This window comes from Pseudomonas sp. OA65 (genome assembly GCF_017498305.1).
GTDB classification, from domain to species: domain Bacteria; phylum Pseudomonadota; class Gammaproteobacteria; order Pseudomonadales; family Pseudomonadaceae; genus Aquipseudomonas; species Aquipseudomonas zanjanensis.
The window spans coordinates 14,238-36,204 of the sequence record NZ_JAGDEZ010000027.1 but is presented as its reverse complement, the minus strand read 5'-3'; the positions used below and the strand labels follow the sequence as shown (position 1 = coordinate 36,204).

The following is a 21,967-nucleotide window of genomic DNA, read 5'->3' as shown; positions in this document are numbered from 1 at the left end:
AACCCGTCACTTGGGCTTGAGCCCAGGCTTGACCCGCAACGCCTTGGCCTTCGCTTCGATCACCAAATACATCACCACGGTAATCAGCAACGGCAGGATGAAGTAGATCGCCCGGTAGGCGATCAGCCCCGCCAGCAGGCTGCCCCGCGACACCTCATGTTGCAGCAATGCAACGAACACCGCCTCCAACACCCCAAGCCCCGCCGGAATATGGGTGATAACCCCGGCAATGCTGCTGATCAGTAACACCCCGAGTACCACCGGGTAATCCAGTTTGCTGGGCAGCAACGTGAAGATCACCGCCGCCATCAGCGACCAGTTCAGCGCGCCCAAGGCCAGTTGCAGCACCGCCATGCGTGGCGACGGCAGGTTGATTTCCATGCCGCGCACGGTCCAGGCCCGACGCTTGGAAAACCGACAGGCCGCTAGGTACCCGGCACTTGCCAGCAATAACAGCACGCCCACGCCTTGCAGTGCCGTGCTGCTGAGTTTCCAGCCCGGCGGCATCGTCACCAGGCCGCTGCTGAACACCACCCCGGCCAGGGTCATGTAGCCGAACCAATTGGTGGCCAGGCTCAGGCCGAGGATCTTGGCGATGTTCCCGCTGCTGACCCCCAGCCGCGAATACAGCCGATAGCGCATGGCGATGCCGCCGACCCAGGCGCTGAGGTTGAGGTTGAAGGCGTAGCTGATCACCCCCACCGGCAGGATCTGCCGCCAACCAAGTTTCTGACGGATGTAGGTGCGGCCGATCAGATCGAAGCAGGCATAGGTGATGAAACTTGTGATGGTCAGCGCGGCGGCGATGATCAAGGTGCGCACCTTGAAATCAGCCAGCGTGGCGAACACTTCGGACCAGTCGATACGCCGCGCCAGAGCCGTGAACAGCACGATCAGCAGGAGGAAAAACGCCAGGGTCAGCGGGCGTTTCCAGCGGCTCCAGCGGGATTTGGGCTTGGCCTGTTCCGGCGCATGGGCATCCCTCGGCGCGGTGTGCGCTTCAGAGTGGTTCATGGGGTTCGCTCCGGACCGCCGTTGGCGGTGAAAAAGGTTTCAGACGCGGTTTATGGGCTGGCAACCAGCCGGCCCAGGCCGGGAAATGGCGCAGAAAGTGGAACACCATGAAACCGATGGTCATGCGCCACAGCAGGCCCCGCGGCGCATGGTTTTCGGGCATGGCGGTGCAGTGTTCGCGGCTCAGGTGATCAAGGCGCTCGAACAGCTCGCGGTTGAACGCCCGGTCGCGGATCAGCACGTTGGCTTCCAGGTTCAGCGACAGGCTCAACGGGTCGAGGTTGCTTGAGCCGACGGTGCTCCAATCCTCATCCACCAGGGCGACCTTGCCGTGCAGCGGTCGCTCGCAATATTCGTAAATTGTCACGCCAGCCTTGAGCAGATAGTCATAAAGCATCCGCGCCGCGAGCTTGGCGATCATCATGTCCGGCTGCCCTTGCAGGATCAGCCGCACTTCCACACCGCGCCGGGCGGCGTTGCGGATCTCGCGCAGCAACCGGTAGCCCGGGAAGAAATAGGCGTTGGCGATCACGACGCGGCGCTGGGCGCTGCGCAGCACTTGCAGGTAGACCTCTTCGATGTCGGTCTGATGCTCGTGGTTATCCCGGTAGACCAGGCGCACCTGGCCGTCGTGGTCGCTGAACGCCAGCTCGTTGCGCCGGCTGCGGCGGCGTTGCCACCAATACTTGGCCCGGGCGGGCCGGCCGCTCTGCAACAGCGCGAAGTGATGGATATCCACCACTGCCGGGCCTTTGACCTCCACGGAATAATCCTGCTTGGCCTCGGGGCCGAAATCCCCCAGGTGGTCGGCTGAAAAGTTGATCCCGCCGATAAACGCGATCACCCCGTCCACCACCACGATCTTGCGGTGCAGCCGGCGGAACCAGTTGGTGCGGATCCCCAAGTGCCGGGGGGCCGGGTCGAACATCTGCAAGCGCACCCCGGCGTCGCTCAACGACGCCAGGAACTCGGTGGTCAGCTCGCCGCAGCCGAAGCCGTCAAGGTTGACGGTAATCCGCACGCCGCGTCGGGCCGCCTCCACCAGTAGATCCCGCAGTTCAAAGCCGACTTTGTCCTCGAACAGAATGAAGGTCTCAAGGAGGATTTCTTCCTGGGCCCGACGAATCGCCTCGAACACCCGTGGAAAATATTCCTCGCCATTTTCCAGCAGGACAACGCGGTTGTTGCCGTGCCAGCCGTATTCGATGTCGGCCAACGCCGGGTTGCGTTCGGTTGGCGGTACCTCGATCTTTTCCACCGTCGCCTTGTTCATCGTCGCGCTCATAATTCGATCTCCACCGACAGCGGTGCGTGGTCGGAAAGGTGCGACCAGGGGCGTACATTCAATACCTTGGCGTGATGGGCCTTGAGGTTGCGCACGTAGATGCGGTCCAGGCGCAGGATCGGCAGCCGTGCGGGAAAGCTGCGGGCCGGTTTGCCCCATTGTTCGGCGAACACCTCCCGCAGGCCGCAGGGTTGGAGCAGGTCGTTGGCCTTGCCGCGCCAGTCGTTGAAGTCCCCGGCGACAATCACCGGCGCGTCGGACGGCAATTCGCTCAGGCGCTGGCAAAGCAGTTTCAATTGCTCGACGCGATGGCCTTCGCGTAACCCCAGGTGCACGCAAATGGCATGCACCTCCTGCCCTTTGCCGCCCGGCAGGCGCAGCACGCTGTGGAGCATGCCGCGGTTTTCGTGGCCGCTGATGGACACGTCGAGGTTGTCATGGTGAATGATCTGGAATTTCGACAGCAGCGCATTACCGTGATCGCCCGCCGGGTACACCGCATTGCGTCCGTAAGCGAACTGCGGCCAGAGAGTGTCGGCGAGGAACTCGTACTGCGGCATGCTCGGCCAGTTGCTGTAGCGCTGGGGATGATGCTCGTGGGTGCCGTGGACTTCCTGCAGGAACACCACGTCGGCGGAGACACTGCGCACCGCTTCGCGCAGCTCGGGCAGGATGAAGCGTCGGTTCAGGGCGGTGAAACCCTTGTGGGTATTGACCGTCAGTACGGTGAAACGGCTGACTTGGTCGAGATCGTGGGGCCGTTGTTGAGTCGGCTCGTGGGTCGCTTCGCTGTGTTCTGGACGGTTCATGGCAGTACCCCTTCGGCCGGTCGCTCGCCGGGCGCGGTGGCGAGGTCCTTGTCCAGATGGAAGCGCTCCAGCAGATGACGTGCGTCGTAGGGCGCGCGGACTTTGATGTCGTTATCGAAATAGCAAAACACTTCCCGGCTCTTGCGTGCCCGGGGTTTCTTGTCCGGGTCGATCAGGTGCGCGTCGCTCGGCTGCTTGCCGTGGCTCCAGGCCTCGATCCGGTCGCCCCAGCGCTTCAACGCCGCGTCGGTGTAGCCGCTGGCATACAGTTCCTCGGCACCGTGCAGGCGCAAGTAGACAAAATCGCTGGTGACGTCTTCGCGATAGGGCCATTTACCGGCGGTGTCGGCGATCACCAGGGCCACGTCGTAGCGCTTGAGCAACGTGACGAAGTGCGGGTCGATGAAGCTCTCATGGCGGATCTCCACGGCGTGGCGCAGTGGGCGTTTCTTATCCGTCTCGGTGCTGGCGTGGCCGTCCAGGCGCGGCTCGTGCTCTCGGGCCAGGGCGGCGGCGCCTTCGGTGTCGTGGGGCAGTTGCTTGAGAAAGTCCTCGAACAGTTCAGGGTCGAATTTGAAGCTGGGCGGGAACTGCCAGAGGATCGCCCCCAGTTTTTCCTTGAGCTCCAGCACACCGGAGGCGAAGAAGTTGGCCAAAGGTTTGCGAATGTCCCGCAGGCGTTTGATGTGGGTGATGAAACGCGGCGCCTTGACGCTGAACACGAAGCCGGGCGGCGTCTCGGCATACCACTGGGCATACCGTTCGGGGCGTTGCAGGGCGTAGAACGATCCATTGATTTCGATACTGTTGACCGCTCGCGAGGCGAATTGCAATTCCCGTTTCTGGGTCAGCCCCTTGGGGTAGAAATCCCCCCGCCAAGGCGTGTAGCGCCAGCCGGAAATACCAATGTGGATCGCCGTCATGTATCCCTCCCGTGCCAATGACCTCGTACCGCCTGTGTCTTTTGATGACCGCCGCGCGAGCTGGAAAGTTTCGATGGTCTTACCGACGGTGGAGCAGACGGTGAAGCACTGTGGCGAGGGGATTTATGTGGGAGCAAGGCTTGCCCGCGATGCACGCACTGCGGTCTTTCAGAGATTGAGGCGCCTGCATCGCGGGCAAGCCTTGCTCCCACACATAAATCCCTTGTCACAGGAGGTTGTATTGGCCTTTCGAGCGAACTTGCTCGCCCAATATTGATCAGTTCCTTACCGCCCCGTGCAAAGGAGCCACGCGTTTTGTCTCGATTGAGCACTGTATTGCTGCTGTTGTTGGCGATGACCGGCACCAGCGCCTACGGGACCGCCGCGGTCCCCGGCACCGCCAAGCCCGATGAACCGCCCGCCGAACCCGCGCCGCTGGTCCAGGGCGGTCTGTTGGGGGCCATCAGTTCGAGCATCGACGACGTCCAAGACAAACTCGACCTCAACCAGAGCCTGGTGGATGCCTGGCGTCTGCGGGCGGATCGGGCGGCGGACGAGGTGGATCGGCTGGTGGATCAGACGTCCCGTTCATCCTGGCGCGTGGCGGGGGATTTCCTCTTGCTCTCCGGGGTGTGGCTGGGGGCGTTTGCGCTGCTGTGGGCCGGCGCGCGATTGCTGGTGCGGCGTCTCGGTCGGCGCCGTTGGTGGCGTACCCGCCAGCGCGTGCACGACCTGCTCGGTTATGTGTTGCCCTATACCTTGCCGGCGGTGGCCTGCCTGCCGCTGACCCTCTACGTCAGCCACTTTCTGCAAGTCTCGGTCGGTCGTGCCCTGGCGCTGTGCTTTGCCTATGCCACCAGCAGCGGTATTTTCTCCACGTCGGTGTTGCTCTGCGTGATCGTGATGTTCAACGCCGGGCACAAGCGCCGGGCGGTGGCGATGATTCGGCGTTTCAGCCCGCGGCCGTTGTTCCTGATCGGCTTTCTCGCCGCCCTCAGCGATGCCCTGACCAGCCCGCAGATCGCCCGGCAACTGGGTGGCAACATCACCAGTAGCGTCGCGGTGTTCACCGGGTTGTCGGCGTCGATGATCTTTGGCTGGCTGGTGATTCACATGCGCCGGCCGGTGGCGCACCTGATCCGCAACCGCCCGCTGGCCCAGCGCTTGAAACAACCGGCCTTGCAGGAGTCGCTGCGGATTTTCTCCGGGCTCTGGTACTGGCCGATCCTGCTGATGGTGCTGGTGTCGGCGGTGAGCCTGATCGGTGTCGGCGAAGACAACCAGAAAGCCCTGCGTTGCGCCTTGTTCACCACCATCCTGCTGATCGCCACGGTGTTCCTCAGCACCGTGTTCCAACATGTCTTCAAGTCGCCTAAGGCCGAAGCCATCCAGCGCGACAGTGCCTACAAGGGCCGTTTGCTAAGTCTGCTGCACGCCTTGCTACGCATCGTCATGGCGGTGGCGTTCATTGAAATTCTCGGACGGATCTGGGGGATTTCCCTGTTCGAGTTCGCCTCGCGCAATGCCATCGGCCGGGCGATCAGCGATTCCTTGAGCCGCATCGGCCTGATCTTCCTGATGACCTGGCTCACCTGGGTGGTGCTCGACACGGCGATCCAGGAAGCCTTGAAGCCGCCGCTGAACAAGCGCGGCGCTCGCCAGCCCAGCACCCGGGTCAAGACCATCCTGCCGCTGTTGCGCAACGCGGCGAAAATCATCCTGGTGGTGATCTGCGCAATCACCACCATGGCCAACCTGGGCATCAACGTCGCACCGTTGCTGGCCGGGGCCGGGGTGGTGGGGCTGGCGATCGGTTTCGGTTCCCAGCAACTGGTGCAGGACGTCATCACCGGGCTGTTCATCATCATCGAAGACACACTGTCCATCGGCGACTGGGTGGTGCTCAGCTCCGGCCACGCGGGCACCGTCGAAGGCCTGACCATCCGCACCCTGCGTCTGCGCGATGGCAAGGGTTTCGTGCACTCGGTGCCCTTCGGCCAGATCAAGGCGGTGACCAACCAGTCCCGGCAATTCGCCTTTGCGTTCTTCTCCGTGCAGTTCACTTATGACAGCGACGTGGACGAGGCCATCGAGTTGATTCGCGAAGCGGGGCGTTCGATTAGCGAAGACCCGTTCCTCAAGTTCAATCTGCAAGGGCCGCTGGATGTGTTCGGCGTGGATAAGATGGACCTCAACGGCGTGGTGCTCACCGCGCAGTTCCGCACCGTGTCGGGTGGGCAGTATGCGGTGAGCCGGGCGTTCAACCAGCAGTTGAAGAAGCTTGTGGATAACCACCCGGCGGTGCATTTTGCGCAGACTTATCCACAGCAGGTGGTGTTGCCGAAGCGGTTGGCCGAGGAGCCGAAGGCGGGGGAAGAGGTGCCTGATCAATCTCAATAGTTGATGAGGTTTTGTGGTGATCTGCCGGCCTCATCGCGAGCAGGCTCGCTCCCACAGTTGACCGAGTTCCTTCAGAAAGAATGCGATCAAATGTGGGAGCGAGCCTGCTCGCGAAGGGGACAGCCCAGACACCCTTAAACTTTCTGGATGAGCTTGCTCCTGACCTCCGCCATCCCTTGAGCATCCAACTCCACCCAAAGCTGCTGCTTGCCGGCAATCTGCGCCGCCACCGGCAACCCATCCCGGTAAACCAGCCGATTACTCGCCAGCGCCGGCACTTTTGCCCCCAGCAGCAAGGTGCCGGCCAGGTTCAGCGGATCGACCCCGCACACCGCCACCAGGCTACCGTCGGTGGGGCGGCGGCGGGTTTCGCGTAGCAGCGGGATGGCTTCGGGCAGGGCGAATTGTTCGCCCGCCAGGCCGCTGACAAAACGCCCGCCACGAATCTCGCCCCGCGCCTCCAGGCGATGAAACGTGCGCAATAGCTCGCGCCAGCTTGGCAGCCAGTCGGCCTCCCGCTCCAGCAAGCGCCAGAACACCACGCCGTAACGGCGCAGCAAGGTCATGGCGATGTGTTCCAGGGTTTCCGGCGCGGTGGGCGCGGGGCGGTTGCCCTCTACGGGGGCGGGTGGGCTGCGGCGCAACAAGGCCCAGCGTCCGGCATCGTCCATGCCGCCGACAAACGCGCCGCGCCCGCGCCGGCTGCTACGGGCCTGGCGTTTGCTGGCCGGGGTGATCAGGGCGCGCAAGCCGGCGAAGCTGTCGGCATTCACCAACCCGGCGCCCACCAGCTCCTGCAAGGCGATTTCCAGTTCGCTGCGCAGCAGGTGGACTTCGTGGGCGAGCTCATCGAAAAACAGCGCGCCATGCTCGCTGAGGGCCTGATGGACTTTTTGCGCCTTGGGCGACAGTTCATCCAAGGCCGTTTGCCCGGCCAGGCTGCTCCACAACGCCGCCTGACTGCGCGGCAGCAACACCACCGGCGTACTGCGCAGGGCACTGGCAGACGGTTTCTGGCGCGCGCTCAGGCGTGTCCATACCCATTTGCCGCTGCGGCACAGTTCATCGAGCCAATTGGGTGAATAATCCTTGATCCGCCCGGGCAACAGGTCGCTGTCCCAGGCTGACGCGGCGGCCGGGTAGCCTTCGAACTGGCTCAGGATCGACGGCAGCACGGCATTGCCCCGGCCCTGGGTGGACGAGGACAGGTGCTGCCAATCGAACAGGAACCGCATGAAGTCCTGCAACATCACCGGCTCGATTTCCCGGCGCAGGCGCTTGACCGTGTAGCGATGGATCCGCGCCAGCAAATGCCGCTCGCACCATTCCTCCTGCCCGGTGCCCGGGGTGAACCGACCGCGCAGTACGTAGCCTTGCTGCTCAAGCTGCGCCAGGGCCTGGGTGACCTGCGGTGTCGACAACCCCAACGGGTAAGCGATGGCCTTCAACGGCAACGGGCCAAAGGCACTGAGGCGGGCGCGAAGCACCTCCACCAGGGCTTCGTCACTGTCCCAGGCTTCATCGAAACCGGCCAACGGTGTGAGTGCCGGTTGCCACCGGGCCTGTGGATAAATGGCTTGCCAGCAGGTCAATCGTTCCAGCGGCACCCACAAACCCCGCTCGGCGCTGATCTGCAGGTGGCTGGCGCGCCCACTGGCCGCCAATGCCTGCAACCAATCCAGCCAGGGGGTGTGGGCATCGACTTCGCTGTCGGCGATGCCGGCCAGGCTCATCAAGGCTTCGTGCATCTCATCGAGATTGGCCGGCGTCGGCCAGGCCTCGTCCCGGACCGATTGGATGGCCTCGGCGTCCAACGCGCCCAGGTCGTCGGTGGCTTGTGGATCGCTCCAGCGCCGGTTGATCACCGCCTGGGTCCGCCGTTCTTCCAGTGGCGCGTCGTCGAGAAAGGTGTACGGGCGGGCGCTGAGGATTTCCGCCGCCAGGGGCGAAGGCGCCGGCAGGTCGCGGCTGATCAGGCGCACCTCGCCCGCTTCCATGCGCCGTAACAACGCCAGCCAGCCTTCGCTGTCCATGGCTTCGTGCAGGCAATCGTCGAGGGTCTGTTCCACCAGCGGGTGGTCGGGGATTTCCCGCTCGCCGGCGAGGTTTTCCAGGCAGGCGATCTGGTCCGGGAACACGCTGGCAATCAAGTCTTCACTTTTCATCCGCTGGATTTGCGGGGCGACTTTGCGCCCGCCGGTGTAGCGCGGCAAGGCCAGGGCCACGCCAGCGTTCCAGCGCCAGCGCACGCCGAAGAGCGGCGCATCCAGCACCGCCTGGACCAGGATCTGCTCGGCGCTGTGGCTGTTGAGGTAGCGCCAGACTTCGTCCAGTTCGAAGCTGTGGCTGGTGGACAGCGAGAGCACGATGGCGTCCTCGCTGGCGGCGGCCTGCAATTCGAAGTTGAAGGTGCGGCAGAAACGCTTGCGCAAGGCCAGGCCCCAGGCGCGGTTGATGCGGCTGCCGAAGGGCGTGTGGATGATCAGTTGCGTACCGCCGGATTCGTCGAAAAACCGCTCCATCAGCAGCGTGTCCTGGGACGGCAGGGCGCCGAAGGCCAGGCGCGCAGGGGCCAGGTAATCGACCAATTGTTCGGCGCTGGCGAGGTTCAGGCGCAAGGTGCCGGTCAGCCAGTCGAGGGCCGGTTGCAGGAGGCCCGGCGTGGCGGCCAGCAGGTGGTCGAGCTGGGCTTGCAGGCGCGCCACGGCGAACGACAATTCGGCGCTGCGCCCCGGGGCTTCGCCGAGCCAGAACGGGATGGTCGGCGGTTGGCCCTGAGCGTCCTCGACCCGCACGCGGCCGGTCTCGACGCGAATGATGCGATACGACGTATTGCCCAGTTGAAACACGTCGCCGGCAATGCTCTCCACCGCGAAGTCTTCGTTGACGCTGCCAATGTTCAATCCCTGGGGTTCGAGCAACACGCTGTAGTCGGCATTGTCCGGGATGGTACCGCCGCTGGTCACGGCCGTCAGTTTGCTGCCCCGGCGCCCGCGCAAGGTCCGGGTCACGGCGTCGCGGTGCAGGTAGGCGCTGCGCACGCCCTGGCGGCCATTGAGACCTTCGGCGAGCATCTGCAGCAGCGCCTGGTAATGCCCTTCGTCCAGATCCGCATAGGGCGAGGCGCGGCGGAAGGTGTCCAGCAGCGCCTGTTCCGACCATTCCTGGCAACTGACTTCGGCGACGATCTGCTGGGCCAGCACGTCCAGCGGTGCCTTGGGGATGTGCAGGATGTCCAGTTCGCCTCGGCGCACGCAGTCGAGCAGGGCGGCACATTCAATCAAGTCGTCGCGGGTGGTGGCGAACAGGCGCCCCTTGGGCGTGCCGCCGACCTGGTGGCCGGAGCGTCCAACCCTTTGCAGGAACGCCGAGATCGAGCGGGGCGAGGCGATCTGGCAGACCAGGTCGACATCGCCGATATCAATGCCCAGCTCCAGGGACGCGGTGGCGATCAGTACCTGCAGTTCACCGCGTTTCAGGCGTTGTTCGGCGTCGAGGCGAAACTCCTTGGCCAGGCTGCCGTGGTGAGCGGCCACGGCGTCCTTGCCCAGGCGTTCGCTCAGGTGTCGGCTGAGGCGTTCGGCCAGGCGCCGGGTGTTGACGAACACCAGGGTGGTGCGATGTTCCCGGGCCAGTTCGGCGAGGCGGTTGTAGACCAGTTCCCACACGTCGTTGGCCATCACCGCCGACAGCGGCACCGGTGGCACCTCGATGTCCAAATCGCGGGGGCGGGCGTGGCCGATGTCGACGATTTCACAGGCGCGTCCTTCGCCGACGAGAAACCGTGACACCGCTTCGATGGGCTTTTGCGTGGCGGACAGGCCGATGCGCATCAGCGGTTCGGCGCACAGGGCTTGCAGGCGCTCCAGGCTCAAGGCCAGGTGGCTGCCGCGCTTGCTGGCGGCGATGGCGTGGATTTCGTCGACGATCACCGTGCGGGTGCTGGCGAGCATTTGTCGGCCAGAGTCGGAGCCGAGCAGCACGTAGAGCGATTCGGGCGTGGTCACCAGGATGTGTGGCGCGGTCTTGCGCATCGCCGAGCGGTCTTTTTGCGGCGTGTCGCCGGTGCGCACGGCGGTGGTGATCGGCAAGGGCGGCAAGCCCATTTTCTGCAGCTGTTCAGTGATGCCGGCCAGGGGGTTCTGCAGGTTGATCTGGATGTCGTTGCTCAGCGCCTTGAGCGGCGAGACATAGACCACCAGGGTTTGGTCCGGCAGGCCGCCTTGTTCCAGGCCACGGTGCACCAGGTCATCGAGCACGGCGAGAAACGCCGTCAGGGTCTTGCCCGAGCCGGTGGGCGCCGCGACCAGCACCGAGCGACGCCGGCCGATCAACGGCCACGCCTGGGCCTGGGCGGCCGTGACCGCCGGGAAGGTCTGGTTGAACCAGGCGCGAACGGCGGGGTGAAAGCCTGCCATGGCGTGGTTGGCTGCAAGGGGCAGATTCATGGAGGCAGTTTAGGCGGGTGGGGTGGGGAAGATGCAAGTACCACTTGAGACCTTCATTGCCTGCCAGACCGCCATCGCGAGCAGGCTCGCTCCCACAGGGATAGCATGGGTACCTGAGATCCCCTGTGGGAGCGAGCCTGCTCGCGATGGCGGCCTCAAGACCTGCACAAACCCGGCGATCTGCACATTGCGGATGACGGTTGCGCACTAAACCCGCAAAATGCAACGATTCCGACAACGCCTGCGGGCGTTGTCGACCAAATTCTTGTGCCAATAGACTGGGCCTGCTGACTTTATGCGAATGCGCCTTATGTTACTGGGCGGCGGAAATGCCCTTGGGCAGGCGCTGATTCGCCTCGGTGCAGAAGAAGACATCGGTTTTCTTGCCCCCCGCCCGCCCGAAGACGGTTGGGATGCCGCGAGCCTGACGCAACTGCTCGACGACACCCGTCCGGATGCCTTGATCAACCTGGCGTACTACTTCGACTGGTTCCAGGCCGAAGCCGTCAGCGAGCAGCGCCTGGCCAGCCAGGAGCGCGCGGTCGAGCGTCTGGCGGAGCTGTGCCAGCATCACAACATCGTCTTGTTGCAACCGTCGAGCTATCGGGTGTTCGACGGTTCCCGCGCCACGGCCTACAGCGAGAAGGACGAACCCGTGCCCCTGGGCGTGCGTGGCCAGGCGCTGTGGCGGATCGAGCAAAGCGTGCGCGCCACTTGCCCGCAACATGTACTGCTGCGGTTCGGCTGGCTGCTGGATGATAGCGCCGATGGCATCCTCGGACGTTTCCTGGCCCGCGCCGAACAGCCCGAAGAGTTGCTGTTGGCTGACGACCGACGGGGTAATCCGACGCCGGTGGACGATGCCGCGCGGGTGATCATCTCGGTGCTCAAGCAACTCGATTGCGCGGCGCCGCTGTGGGGCACCTATCATTACGCCGGGCACGAGGCGACCACGCCGCTGGCGCTGGGCCAGGCGATCCTCACGGAAGCCCGCGCCCTGCACCCGCTGGCCATCGAGTCGCCCACGCCCCAGGCCCACGCCGCACGGCCGGACGCTGCGGAAGAACCGCAGCATGCGGTGCTGGCCTGCAAGAAAATTCTGCACACCTTCGGGATCAAGCCCCGCGCCTGGCGCGCAGCACTCCCGGGTTTACTGGATAGGTTTTATCGCCATGGCTAAAGGCCCTGTTTTAATCACCGGCGGCGCGGGTTTCATTGGTTCGCACCTGACCGATGCCTTGCTCGCCAAGGGACACACGGTGCGCATCCTCGATGACCTGTCCACCGGCAAGCGCAGCAACCTGCCGCTGGACAACCCGGCGCTCGAACTGATCGAAGGCGACGTCGCCGATGCCGCCTTGGTGGTCCGGGCCATGGCCGGTTGCAGCGCCGTGGCGCACCTGGCGGCGGTGGCTTCGGTGCAAGCCTCGGTGGATGACCCGGTGCGCACCCACCAGAGCAATTTCATCGGCACCCTGAATGTCTGCGAAGCCATGCGCCAGAGCGGGGTGAAACGAGTGCTGTTCGCCTCCAGCGCGGCGGTCTATGGCAACAACGGCGAAGGTGAATCCATCGACGAAGACACTCCAAAAGCCCCGCTCACGCCGTATGCCTCGGACAAACTGGCCAGCGAGTTCTATTTCGACTTCTATCGCCGCCAGCACAACCTGGAACCGGTGGTGTTCCGCTTCTTCAACATCTATGGCCCGCGCCAGGATCCGTCCTCGCCGTATTCCGGGGTCATCAGCATTTTCAGCGAACGGGCGCAGAAAGGCCTGCCGATCACCGTGTTTGGTGATGGCGAGCAGACTCGGGATTTTGTCTACGTCGAAGACCTGGTGGACGTGTTGGTGCAGGCCATCGAAAAGCCTGAGGTGGAAGTGGGTGCGGTGAATGTCGGCTGGAACCAGGCGACGACGCTCAAACAGATGCTCCAGGCCCTGGCTGTGGTGGTGGGCGACTTGCCGCCGATCAGCTACGGCCCGGCGCGCTCCGGCGACATCCGCCATTCCCGGGCGGACAACCATCGGTTGCTGCAGCGCTTCAGCTTCCCACAGCAGACACCGATGAGCGTAGGCCTGGCGCGGTTGTTGGGGCGCTGAGTTTCAGCAACCATGAACTAAATGTGGGAGCGAGCCTGCTCGCGATAACAGTGGATCAGTCAGCAATATTGTTGACTGACACTCCGCTATCGCGAGCAGGCTCGCTCCCACAGTGACTTTCGGCAAGTGAAACCTGTGGCGAGGGAGCTTGCTCCCGCTCGAGCGCGAAGCGGTCGCACATTCTTTGGGTCTGCTTCAGCCCAGCGGGAGCAAGCTCCCTCGCCACAGGTTGTGCAGTCATCTCACTATTGCGTAGGGGCTTAGAACTTGTAACCCAACCCCACCATGTAGACGAACGGATCCACATCGACATCCACCTTGGCCCGGGTACCGCCGGCCACGGCGTTGTTGTCCACATAGGCGGTGGTGTCGATGTCGATGTAGCGGATCTGGCCGTTGATCATGATGTTGTCGGTCAACATGTAGTCGGCACCGACCTGCCAGGCCATGCCCCAGCTGTTTTTCGCCCGGAAGTTGCTGAAGCCATTGGCGCTGGCTTCGCTGCCGACGTGCTCGTCGTAGATCCAGGTGTAGTTGATGCCCGCGCCGACGTACGGCTGGAAGGCCGACTTGGCGTCGAGCGGGTAATAGACCAGGCTCAGGGTCGGCGGCAGGTGCTTGAGGGTGCCGAGCTTGCCATTGGCCGCGCCGAGGGCGGTGCCTTTGATTTTCACGTCGTGTTCGAACGGCGAGGCTGCCAGCAGTTCGATACCCCAATTGTTGGTCAGCATGTAGGCGAAGTTCAGGCCCAGTTGCGTGTCGCTGCTCATGGTCGCCTTGCCACCCAGGTCGGCGCCGGCCAGCGGGCCACGGTCGACCTTGACGCTGGAACTGTCGGCGTCCGGGTTGACGGTGATGGCGCCGGCGCGAACGATGATGTCGCCGGCGGTGTGGGCTTGGGCAATCGGCGCGGCGAGCGCGAGGGCAACGAGGGACGCGCTGAGCAAGGACTTGTTCATGAGGGCTCCAAAGGGCATCGAAATTTGATGTCCCATGGTACGAAGCCGTCTGGTCCGGTCTTTTGACACAGCTCAATGAGTCAGGGGGTGTTTAATTGACTCAGCTCAATGAAATGATGATGCGTCAATTTTGAGGGCCTCATCGCGAGCAGGCTCGCTCCCACATTCGACCGCATTCTTTCTGAAGAAACCCGATCAACTGTGGGAGCGGGCTTGCTCGCGAAAGCTATCCAACAGGCGACAACTAATAGCCAGATTCACTCCGGCAGCTCATACACATAAATCTTCTGCGCCTCCATCTGATACCCGGCATCAGCCAGTTCACTGGTGGACGGCTTGACCTGCATCGGCCCTTCGACCCAGTACGGTTGGTACAGCTCTTCGAGCTTGACTCCGACTTCGCTTTTCACATGCACGATCTGGTTCGACGGCGGCGGCGGCACGTGGATGCAGGCGCCGAAATACGGCACCAGCAGGAAATCCGTGGTGCGGCCTTCCTCGCTGACTTCCAGCGGCACGATGTAGCCCGGCAAGCGAATCTGTTGGCCGTCGAGGGCCTTGACCACAGGGGCATTGGGCAGGTCCTGCTTGGCCGCGGGCGCGGCTTCGGCGGCCAACGCATCACTCATCTTCGACAAGTCATGCAGCGGCGTCATGTTCGGCACTTCCGGCGGCGCGTCCGGCGGGATCATTTCCGACCAGGCCAGGTCCCTCGGCTCGGCCGCCCACAGCGGCAGGGCGACCATCATCAACAGCGCGAGCAGGGCGCGGGGCATCTTCAAGGTCCTCATAGACGGATCGACAGGCCGTCGGCCAACGATTGGCGATAGGCGCGCCAGGCCGGCACGCTGCCCATCAGCAGGGCGGCGACCAGGATGCCAGCCAGCAGCGTCCATTCATATTCGCTCGGCCAGCCCAGCGGCAGGTACAAACCGTAGGCCGACTGCACATAACCCTGGGCGGCGGCGATGCCGATGTACAGCAACGCCAGCCCGGCGGTGACCCCGGCCAGTGCCAGGGCGAAGGCTTCGAGCACCAGCAACGTCGCGATGTGCCACGGCCGCGCGCCCACCGACCGCAGGATCGCCATTTCTCGGCGGCGCTCGTTGAGGCTGGTGAGGATTGCCGTGAGCATGCCGATCAACCCGGTCAGGACCACGAACAGCGAAATCACGAACAGGGCTTTCTCCGCCGTGCCCATCAGGCTCCACAATTCTTGCAGCGCTACGCCGGGCAGGATCGCCAGCAGCGGTTCGCCACGAAACTCATTGATCTCGCGTTGCAAGGCAAAGGTCGAAATCTTGCTGTTGAGGCCAAGCATGAACGCGGTGATCGCCCGGGGCGTGAGGTCCATGTTGCGGGCCTGGTCGGCGCTGATGCGTCCGTTGCCCTGGGCTGGCACACCGTTCTTCCAATCAACGTGGATCGCTTCCATGCCGCCGAGGCTGATGTGCAGCGTGCGGTCTACCGGGGTGCCGGTGCGCTTGAGAATCCCGACCACAGTGAAGGGCTTGTCGTCATGCTTGACCAGGCTGATCGCCGCCACGCCGTGGGCCAGCACCAGTTTGTCACCGAGCTTGTAGTGCAACGCCTCGGCCACTTCGGCGCCGAGCACCACTTCGAACGGATCGGTGGCGAACGCCCGACCCTCGGCCAGTTCCAGGTGTTGCCGGCGGCCATACTGGTAATGCTCGAAGTAGGCTTCGGTGGTGCCCATCACCCGGTAGCCGCGATGGGAGTCGCCGAGGGACATGGGGATCGCCCATTTCACTTTCGGGTTGCTGGCGAACTGCTCGAAGCTGTCCCAGCGAATGTTGTTGGTGGCGTTGCCGATGCGAAACACCGAATACAACAGCAGGTTCACGGAACCGGAGCGGGCGCCGACGATCAGGTCGGTGCCGCTGATGGTGCTGGCGAAACTGGCCCGCGTCTCGGTGCGCACCCGCTCCACCGCCAGCAGCAGGCACACCGACAGGGCGATGGCAAACGCGGTGAGGATCGCAGTGAAGCGGCGGTTCGCCAGGCTGGCCATGGCTAGACGGAACAAATACATCTCAAACCTCGAGTGGCGTGGCGGCGCGATTGAGATCGGCCAGCGAGAGGTGGCGGTCGAACAGCGGCGCCAGGCTCTGGTCGTGGCTGACGAACAACAGGCTCGAGCCGGCCTCGCGGCATTCAGCGAACAACAGCCGCAGGAAGTTTTCCCGGGCGTCGTAGTCCAAGGCCGAGGTTGGTTCGTCGGCGATCACCAGTTCCGGTTGGCCGATCAACGCCCGGGCGGCGGCGACCCGTTGTTGCTGGCCGATGGACAGCGAATCGGCGCGGCGCTCCAGCAGCTTTGCATCAGTCAAGCCCAGGTGGGCCAGCAGCGTGGCGGCGGCTTGATCGACGCTGCCGTGGCGCTGGATGGCCCGTTGCGCACGCAGCTTGGAGAAGTGGCAGGGCAGCTCGACGTTTTCGCGCACCGAGAGAAACGGCAGCAGGTTGAATTGCTGGAAAATGTAGCCGGTGTGGTCCACGCGAAAGCGGTCGCGGCGGCCGGCGCCCAATTCGCTGAGTTCCTGGCCGAGCAGGCGGATGCTGCCGCGATCCGGCGTCTGCACCCCGCCGAGAAGCCCCAGCAAAGTGGTCTTGCCGCTGCCGCTCGGGCCCTTGAGGAACAGGGTCTCGCCGGCTTCCAGGCGAAACGCCGGGATATCCAGCAACGGCGGGTGCCCGGGCCAGCTGAAGCCCAGGTTGGACAGTTCGATGAGTGCTTGGGTCATGTTTGTCGTTTCAAGGTGGAACCTGTGTAAGACCTGTGGGAGCCGAGCTTGCTCGCGATGAGGCCATCACATTCAACTTGAATGTTGCTTGGACCGCTATCGCGAGCAAGCTTTGCTCCCACCAGGCTTGTTCCCACATTGGGGTTGCGATGAATCAGAATTTCAGGGCCGGCGCCTTGGCCGTCACTTCCACGCCTTGCTGGCCGCTCGGGCTGATCAGTTGTACCTGAAATTTCTGAGTGGCCGGGAAGGTTTTGAACAGTGTCGCCAGGTCCAGGTTCTTCAAGGCACCCGGGGCAGCGCAGGTGAACTGGTAGTGGGCATGGATCTCACTGTGCTCGCCGTGGTGCTCGTCGCCATCGGCGTCTTCGTCATGGTCGTGATCCGGTTCATCGCCGAACAATGGGCTTTCCAGTTCCTGCTGGGCCACGGTGCATTGGGCGGCGGCCGGCAGGTTGAACAGCGCCAGTGGCTTGTCCAGCTGTGCGCGTACGGCGGCGACCTTGGCCTTGTCGGCATCGCTGGTGGCGGCGTGTTCGAAGCCCACCAGGTTCATTGCCGGGCTTTCCAGTTCCAGCTCCAGGGTCTGGCCATCCAGTGCGGCGTTCAATCGAGCAACACCATGTTCATGGGCGCCGAGGCTGCCATGCTCGTGATCATGATCGTGGTCATGCTCCACCGCCGCATGAGCGACAGCCAATGGCAGCAGGGCGAACGGCAAAGCGAGAAGCAGACGACGCATGACGAGTCTCCGAAAAGGTTATGTAATCTTATAACGAAAGTGCGCAGAGTTTGACCGTCTGCTTGGCGTCGCGCAAGGGCCATGGGAGCATGCGTACATGAAATATTCAGGAGCACGGTGATGTTGCGGATACGCGGAACCGTCGGCGAATGGCCGGTGGACTTGACGATTGAAATGGATGAGGGCGACTGGGCGCAGCTCGGCGCGCAGTTGCAAGTGGCCAAGTCCGAGAGTGTGGTGGCGCCTGCGGCCAAGCCGGCGAGTCAGGATGATGCCCAGTGGCAAATCGCCAAGGAACTGCTGCGCAAGGCGGGGCAACTGAGCGGCCCGGACCTGCTGGAACAGCTCGAAGGTCTAACCGGCAGCGCCTCGGCGGGCAAGCGCCTGTTGGTGCGCTTGCGCCACAGCCCGGATGTAAAAGTCATCAGCGGCGGCGACACACCGCTCTATAGCTGGCACGAAACCGTGTAGGAGCGTGTAGGAGCTGACGAGCGAAGCGAGGCTGCGATCTTTACCCAGACGCTTGAATTTCAAGCGAAAGATCAAAAGATCGCAGCCTCGCTTCGCTCGGCAGCTCCTACAGGGAGTATCAATACAACGCGGCGAACAGCTTGCGACGATAGGTCGTCACCAGCGGATGGTCGTTGCCCAGCAGTTCGAACACCTGCAGCAAGGTCTTGTGAGGCAGGCCTTCGCTGTAGCTACGGTTACGCACGAACAGCTTGAGCAACGCATCGAGGGCCGCTTCGTACTGCTGGCGCGCCAGTTGTTGGATCGCCAGTTGGTACACCGCTTCATCGTCCTGCGGGTCTTTTGCCAGGCGGGCCTTGAGGTCGGCGGCGTCCGGCAGGTGCTTGGCCAGGCCCAGAAACTGGATCTGCGCCTTGGCGCCGGCGAGGGCGGCCTTGTGTTCGTCGCTTTTCACCGCGTCGAGCACGGCCTGCGCTTCGTCCAGCTCACCGCGCTCGGTCAGGCAGCGGGCATACAGGATCAGCGCCTTGGCGTTGGTGTTGTCTTCACCCAGCAACCCGGTGAGCACAGCTTCGGCGTCGGCGAAACGACCGTCGTCGAACAGCGCCTGGGCCTGTTCGAACGGATCGGCCGCAGCCGGCGGCGGCATTTGCACATGGGGTTCGAGCATCGTCCGCACCGCCGATTCCGGCTGGGCACCGGCAAAGCCGTCAACGGGCTGGCCGTCCTTGAACAACACCACCGTTGGCAGGCTGCGAATGCCGAAGCGGGCGACAATGTCCTGCTCGATGTCGCAGTTGACCTTGGCCAGCAATAATTCGCCCTGATAGCTCTCGGCAATGGTTTGCAGCATCGGCATCAGCGCCTTGCACGGGGCGCACCACTCGGCCCAGAAATCCACCAGCACTGGTTTGTGGAAAGAGTTGGCGATCACCGACTGATCGAAATCGGCCGTGGTGGCGTCGAAGATGTAGGGCGTTTCCTGAGTCATGGGCAATCTCGTAGAGCGCTTGAATGGGGCAACTATACGGCTTGGTGGGGGGTGGCTGAAAGCGGGGAGGACTTTCGTCTTGTGGTGTCTGGTAGGATGCCTTCGCGAGCAAGCCCGCTCCTACAATGGATCCCGAGTGTTCATGCGACCCCTGTGGGAGCGGGCTTGCTCGCGAAGCTTTTAGCCGCGCCGAGCGTGGTACAGGCTCACATGCCGAAACTCCTCCGGCTCGGCCAGGTCCGGCAAGGTCATCGCCTGGAGCATGTCGATACGCCGGTACAGCGGATGCTGGAAATCCCGCACCCGGGAGTCGGCCACCAACGCCTCACGGCCACGGCTGAGGAATTGATCGAGCAGCGGCAGGTTGGCCCGGTCGTAGAGCACGTCGGCGACCAGGATCAGGTCGAAGCGATCAGCCTCGGCGAAAAAATCCGTCGAATAACCCAGCGCCACGCCGTTGAGCGCGGCATTGGCCTGGCACGCGGCAATCGCCAATGGGTCCAGGTCGCAGGCCACCACTTCCCGCGCCCCGGCCTTGACCGCCGCGATCCCCGCCACGCCGGAGCCGGCGCCAAAATCCAACACCCGCTTGCCCTCTACCCACCGCGGCTGTTCGGCCAAATAGCGGGCCATCGCCAAGCCGCTGGCCCAGCAGAAGCTCCAGTAGGGCGGCTCGTGAAGAATGCGCCGGGTTTCTTCCGGGCTAAAGGCGCGGTCCATGTTGTCGCCGTCGATCAGCCACAACTTCAAATCAGTGCCGGGTAGTGGACAAGCCACCAGGCGCGCGTCGCCCAGCAATTCACTCAACGCCCGTTGCAAGTCTTGCGGTGCATTCATGGGGCTTTGACGAATTGCAGGGTGCCCAACGCCTGGGTGGTCGGTTGACTGATGCGTTGCTCCGGCAGGTGCAGGATCAACTGGCCGGACTGGCTGGCGCGGCCACGCAGTTCCACGCGGGCGCCGACCGGGAAGGCTTGCGGGTTGAAGCGCAGGCGGAAGGGCAGGGCCTGATTGGTGCCGATCAGGCTGGAACTGGCGAGCAATTGCTGCGGACGGTCTTTCTCGTCGATCACCAGCAACGCCAGTTCGACCTCGGCACCGGCCGGCACGCCTTGCAAGGTGCCGCTCAACTCACGCTGATGCGCCGGCAGCGGCCCCAGCTCGGTGGCCTGCCGGGCTTTTTCCTGGGCCTGTTTCGGCGCGGGGGCCGGAGCAGGAGCGGCGGGCTTTGGGGCATCGCTGCTGCACGCCATCAGCAGGCTGAAAAAACTGAGCAAAACGAGCGATCGTAACGGCATGTGTGGCTCCAGCAAGGTGAATTCCATGGATCTGACGGTAAGCCCGTCTGTATACCGTAAACCCTATGGCTTGTCTTGCCAGTGGGATGCGCTACCATGGCCCTCCCTTTTTTTGTTGCCTGCCACCATGCACTGTCCCTTCTGCGGTGCCAACGACACCAAGGTCATCGACTCGCGACTGGTCGCCGAGGGCGAACAAGTCCGCCGCCGCCGCGAATGCCTGGCTTGCGGCGAACGTTTCACGACGTTCGAGACCGCTGAACTGGTGTTGCCGCGCCTGATCAAAACCGACGGCAGCCGCCAGCCGTTCGACGAAGAAAAACTGCGCGCCGGCATGCAGCGCGCCCTGGAAAAACGCCCGGTGAGCGTCGAGCGCCTGGAAGCGGCGCTGGTGCACATCAAGCACAAGCTGCGGGCCACCGGCGAGCGCGAGGTCAAGTCCCTGGTGGTCGGAGAGCTGGTGATGGCCGAGCTGCAGAAGCTCGACGAAGTCGCCTACATCCGTTTCGCCTCGGTGTACCGGCGCTTCCAGGACTTGAACGAGTTCCGCGAAGAAATCGACCGCCTGGCCCGCGAACCGGTGAAACAATGACCGCCTCGGCGCAGCAGGCCGTCCTCGACGCCCACTACATGGCCCGCGCCCTGGAGTTGGCGCGGCGCGGTCACTACACCACCCACCCCAATCCCCGGGTCGGTTGCGTGATCGTACGGGACGGGCAGGTTGTCGGCGAAGGCTGGCACATCCGGACCGGCGAGCCCCATGCCGAAGTCCATGCCCTGCGTGCCGCCGGCGACAACGCCCGGGGCGCCACGGTCTACGTGACGCTCGAACCGTGCAGCCATCACGGGCGTACGCCGCCGTGTGCCGACGCGTTGGTCAATGCCGGTGTGGCGCGGGTGGTGGCAGCGATGCAAGACCCCAACCCGGAAGTCGCCGGTCGCGGCCTGCAACGGCTGGCCCAGGCCGGCATCGCGACCGAAAGCGGCGTGCTGGAAGGCGAAGCGCGCGCGCTCAATGAAGGTTTCCTCAAGCGCATGGAACAGCGCCTGCCGTTCGTGCGGGTCAAGCTGGCCATGAGCCTCGATGGCCGCACCGCCATGGAAAGTGGCGAAAGCCAGTGGATCACCGGCCCGGCTGCACGCTCGGCGGTGCAACGCCTGCGTGCCCAGGCCAGCGTGGTACTGACCGGCGCCGATACGGTGCTGGCGGACAACGCCCGGCTGACCGTGCGCGCCGATGAACTGGGGTTCGATGCCGAGCAAACCGCGTTGGTCATGAGCCGTCCGCCGCTGCGGGTGCTGGTGGACGGACGCCTGCGAGTGCCGCTGGATGCGGCGTTTTTCAAGGCCGGCCCGGCGCTGGTCGCTACCTGCATGGCGGTGGAGGAACAATACGCCAACGGTCCCGAATGCATGATCGTGGCCGGCGATGATGGCCAGGTCGATCTGCATCGCCTGCTGGTGGAGCTGGCGGGCCGTGGCGTCAATGAGGTGCTGGTGGAGGCCGGTCCGCGCCTGGCGGGGGCTTTCGCCCGGCTGGGGTTGGTGGATGAGTTTCAGATTTTCATCGCTGGCAAATTCCTCGGTTCTTCGGCGCGGCCACTGCTGGACTGGCCGCTGGCGCAGATGAAAGACGCCCCGGCGCTGAAAATCACCGAAATCCGCGCCGTGGGCGATGACTGGCGAGTCATCGCCGTTCCCGTTCCATCGGCCAGCGTATAATTCCCGGCTTTCGCTCAAGCGGCGGCCCGTTCTCGAGG

At 63.8% G+C, this 21,967-nt stretch carries 19 protein-coding genes; 6 read left to right on the top strand and 13 right to left on the bottom strand.

The window, feature by feature from the left end; all coding sequences use genetic code 11:
* Window positions 1–6 precede the first annotated feature (6 nt).
* The 4 genes from J3361_RS20645 to J3361_RS20630 are packed head-to-tail and all read right to left on the bottom strand — an operon-like array spanning window position 7 to window position 4,031.
* Window positions 7–1,014 carry a lysylphosphatidylglycerol synthase domain-containing protein gene (locus J3361_RS20645; RefSeq protein WP_207966116.1) on the bottom strand — a complete coding sequence of 336 codons (1,008 nt, stop codon included), beginning with the start codon at window positions 1,012–1,014 and terminating at the stop codon, window positions 7–9.
* A complete protein-coding gene (clsB, locus tag J3361_RS20640) occupies window positions 1,001–2,299 on the bottom strand; it encodes a cardiolipin synthase ClsB (protein ID WP_207966115.1) in 1,299 nt (432 codons plus the stop codon). The genes J3361_RS20645 and clsB overlap by 14 nt, the downstream gene beginning before the upstream one ends.
* Window positions 2,296–3,108, bottom strand: coding sequence for an endonuclease/exonuclease/phosphatase family protein (locus J3361_RS20635; RefSeq protein WP_207966114.1), 813 nt, complete (start codon window positions 3,106–3,108; stop codon window positions 2,296–2,298). The genes clsB and J3361_RS20635 overlap by 4 nt, the downstream gene beginning before the upstream one ends.
* Window positions 3,105–4,031 (bottom strand): DUF72 domain-containing protein, encoded by a 927-nt coding sequence (locus J3361_RS20630; RefSeq protein ID WP_207966113.1) that lies wholly within the window; start codon window positions 4,029–4,031, stop codon window positions 3,105–3,107. Before J3361_RS20630 ends, J3361_RS20635 begins: the two co-directional genes overlap by 4 nt.
* Window positions 4,032–4,346: 315 nt before the next feature.
* Between J3361_RS20630 and J3361_RS20625 the strand changes: the two genes are divergently transcribed.
* Window positions 4,347–6,431 (top strand): mechanosensitive ion channel family protein, encoded by a 2,085-nt coding sequence (locus J3361_RS20625; RefSeq protein ID WP_207966112.1) that lies wholly within the window; start codon window positions 4,347–4,349, stop codon window positions 6,429–6,431.
* Between the two features lie 134 nt (window positions 6,432–6,565).
* Here J3361_RS20625 and J3361_RS20620 read toward each other — a convergent pair whose 3' ends face one another.
* Entirely contained in the window at window positions 6,566–10,879 is a 4,314-nt protein-coding gene (locus J3361_RS20620; RefSeq protein ID WP_207966111.1) for a DEAD/DEAH box helicase, read from the bottom strand.
* 295 nt (window positions 10,880–11,174) lie between these two features.
* On the opposite strand from J3361_RS20620, the gene J3361_RS20615 reads away from it, so the two are divergent.
* On the top strand, window positions 11,175–12,059 hold the full coding sequence (locus J3361_RS20615) for a sugar nucleotide-binding protein (RefSeq protein WP_053188636.1): 885 nt from the start codon (window positions 11,175–11,177) through the stop codon (window positions 12,057–12,059).
* Window positions 12,052–12,981, top strand: coding sequence for an NAD-dependent epimerase/dehydratase family protein (locus J3361_RS20610; protein ID WP_207966110.1), 930 nt, complete (start codon window positions 12,052–12,054; stop codon window positions 12,979–12,981). The genes J3361_RS20615 and J3361_RS20610 overlap by 8 nt, the downstream gene beginning before the upstream one ends.
* Window positions 12,982–13,241: 260 nt before the next feature.
* Here the strand turns inward: J3361_RS20610 and J3361_RS20605 are convergent, their stop codons facing one another.
* The 5 genes from J3361_RS20605 to J3361_RS20585 form a co-directional block, all read right to left on the bottom strand.
* Window positions 13,242–13,940 carry an OmpW family outer membrane protein gene (locus J3361_RS20605; RefSeq protein WP_207966109.1) on the bottom strand — a complete coding sequence of 233 codons (699 nt, stop codon included), beginning with the start codon at window positions 13,938–13,940 and terminating at the stop codon, window positions 13,242–13,244.
* A gap of 257 nt (window positions 13,941–14,197) precedes the next feature.
* The gene (locus tag J3361_RS20600; RefSeq protein ID WP_207966108.1) at window positions 14,198–14,716 is read right to left on the bottom strand and encodes a DUF3299 domain-containing protein; all 519 of its coding nucleotides are present in this window, start codon (window positions 14,714–14,716) and stop codon (window positions 14,198–14,200) included.
* A gap of 11 nt (window positions 14,717–14,727) precedes the next feature.
* Complete coding sequence (locus J3361_RS20595) at window positions 14,728–15,993, bottom strand: ABC transporter permease (protein ID WP_207966107.1); 1,266 nt, start codon at window positions 15,991–15,993, stop codon at window positions 14,728–14,730.
* A 1-nt stretch (window position 15,994) separates the two neighbouring features.
* Entirely contained in the window at window positions 15,995–16,705 is a 711-nt protein-coding gene (locus J3361_RS20590) for an ABC transporter ATP-binding protein (RefSeq protein ID WP_207966106.1), read from the bottom strand.
* A 154-nt stretch (window positions 16,706–16,859) separates the two neighbouring features.
* Window positions 16,860–17,447: a DUF2796 domain-containing protein gene (locus J3361_RS20585; protein WP_207966105.1), complete on the bottom strand. Its 588-nt coding sequence runs from the start codon at window positions 17,445–17,447 to the stop codon at window positions 16,860–16,862.
* A gap of 120 nt (window positions 17,448–17,567) precedes the next feature.
* Between J3361_RS20585 and J3361_RS20580 the strand changes: the two genes are divergently transcribed.
* Window positions 17,568–17,918: a hypothetical protein gene (locus J3361_RS20580; protein ID WP_207966104.1), complete on the top strand. Its 351-nt coding sequence runs from the start codon at window positions 17,568–17,570 to the stop codon at window positions 17,916–17,918.
* A 118-nt stretch (window positions 17,919–18,036) separates the two neighbouring features.
* Here the strand turns inward: J3361_RS20580 and trxA are convergent, their stop codons facing one another.
* The 3 genes from trxA to J3361_RS20565 form a co-directional block, all read right to left on the bottom strand.
* Window positions 18,037–18,909 carry a thioredoxin gene (trxA, locus tag J3361_RS20575; RefSeq protein WP_207966103.1) on the bottom strand — a complete coding sequence of 291 codons (873 nt, stop codon included), beginning with the start codon at window positions 18,907–18,909 and terminating at the stop codon, window positions 18,037–18,039.
* 180 nt (window positions 18,910–19,089) lie between these two features.
* On the bottom strand, window positions 19,090–19,746 hold the full coding sequence (locus J3361_RS20570; protein ID WP_207966102.1) for a 50S ribosomal protein L11 methyltransferase: 657 nt from the start codon (window positions 19,744–19,746) through the stop codon (window positions 19,090–19,092).
* Complete coding sequence (locus J3361_RS20565) at window positions 19,743–20,207, bottom strand: YbaY family lipoprotein (protein ID WP_186707686.1); 465 nt, start codon at window positions 20,205–20,207, stop codon at window positions 19,743–19,745. The genes J3361_RS20570 and J3361_RS20565 overlap by 4 nt, the downstream gene beginning before the upstream one ends.
* A gap of 127 nt (window positions 20,208–20,334) precedes the next feature.
* Between J3361_RS20565 and nrdR the strand changes: the two genes are divergently transcribed.
* Both nrdR and ribD read left to right on the top strand, forming a co-directional pair.
* On the top strand, window positions 20,335–20,799 hold the full coding sequence (gene nrdR, locus J3361_RS20560; protein WP_163006734.1) for a transcriptional regulator NrdR: 465 nt from the start codon (window positions 20,335–20,337) through the stop codon (window positions 20,797–20,799).
* Window positions 20,796–21,929: a bifunctional diaminohydroxyphosphoribosylaminopyrimidine deaminase/5-amino-6-(5-phosphoribosylamino)uracil reductase RibD gene (gene ribD, locus J3361_RS20555; RefSeq protein ID WP_207966101.1), complete on the top strand. Its 1,134-nt coding sequence runs from the start codon at window positions 20,796–20,798 to the stop codon at window positions 21,927–21,929. Before nrdR ends, ribD begins: the two co-directional genes overlap by 4 nt.
* Window positions 21,930–21,967: the final 38 nt, after the last annotated feature.

What these genes read in the sequence shown, in the direction of transcription:
- J3361_RS20595 (WP_207966107.1), bottom strand. Translation starts at nt 15,993, where the DNA reads ATGTATTTGTTCCGTCTAGCCATGGCCAGCCTGGCGAACCGCCGCTTC.
- J3361_RS20600 (WP_207966108.1), bottom strand. Translation starts at nt 14,716, where the DNA reads ATGCCCCGCGCCCTGCTCGCGCTGTTGATGATGGTCGCCCTGCCGCTG.
- nrdR (WP_163006734.1), top strand. Translation starts at nt 20,335, where the DNA reads ATGCACTGTCCCTTCTGCGGTGCCAACGACACCAAGGTCATCGACTCG.
- J3361_RS20645 (WP_207966116.1), bottom strand. Translation starts at nt 1,014, where the DNA reads ATGAACCACTCTGAAGCGCACACCGCGCCGAGGGATGCCCATGCGCCG.
- J3361_RS20570 (WP_207966102.1), bottom strand. Translation starts at nt 19,746, where the DNA reads ATGAATGCACCGCAAGACTTGCAACGGGCGTTGAGTGAATTGCTGGGC.
- J3361_RS20620 (WP_207966111.1), bottom strand. Translation starts at nt 10,879, where the DNA reads ATGAATCTGCCCCTTGCAGCCAACCACGCCATGGCAGGCTTTCACCCC.
- J3361_RS20635 (WP_207966114.1), bottom strand. Translation starts at nt 3,108, where the DNA reads ATGAACCGTCCAGAACACAGCGAAGCGACCCACGAGCCGACTCAACAA.
- J3361_RS20630 (WP_207966113.1), bottom strand. Translation starts at nt 4,031, where the DNA reads ATGACGGCGATCCACATTGGTATTTCCGGCTGGCGCTACACGCCTTGG.
- J3361_RS20585 (WP_207966105.1), bottom strand. Translation starts at nt 17,447, where the DNA reads ATGCGTCGTCTGCTTCTCGCTTTGCCGTTCGCCCTGCTGCCATTGGCT.
- J3361_RS20580 (WP_207966104.1), top strand. Translation starts at nt 17,568, where the DNA reads ATGTTGCGGATACGCGGAACCGTCGGCGAATGGCCGGTGGACTTGACG.
- ribD (WP_207966101.1), top strand. Translation starts at nt 20,796, where the DNA reads ATGACCGCCTCGGCGCAGCAGGCCGTCCTCGACGCCCACTACATGGCC.
- J3361_RS20610 (WP_207966110.1), top strand. Translation starts at nt 12,052, where the DNA reads ATGGCTAAAGGCCCTGTTTTAATCACCGGCGGCGCGGGTTTCATTGGT.
- J3361_RS20605 (WP_207966109.1), bottom strand. Translation starts at nt 13,940, where the DNA reads ATGAACAAGTCCTTGCTCAGCGCGTCCCTCGTTGCCCTCGCGCTCGCC.
- J3361_RS20615 (WP_053188636.1), top strand. Translation starts at nt 11,175, where the DNA reads ATGCGAATGCGCCTTATGTTACTGGGCGGCGGAAATGCCCTTGGGCAG.
- J3361_RS20590 (WP_207966106.1), bottom strand. Translation starts at nt 16,705, where the DNA reads ATGACCCAAGCACTCATCGAACTGTCCAACCTGGGCTTCAGCTGGCCC.
- trxA (WP_207966103.1), bottom strand. Translation starts at nt 18,909, where the DNA reads ATGACTCAGGAAACGCCCTACATCTTCGACGCCACCACGGCCGATTTC.
- J3361_RS20565 (WP_186707686.1), bottom strand. Translation starts at nt 20,207, where the DNA reads ATGCCGTTACGATCGCTCGTTTTGCTCAGTTTTTTCAGCCTGCTGATG.
- clsB (WP_207966115.1), bottom strand. Translation starts at nt 2,299, where the DNA reads ATGAGCGCGACGATGAACAAGGCGACGGTGGAAAAGATCGAGGTACCG.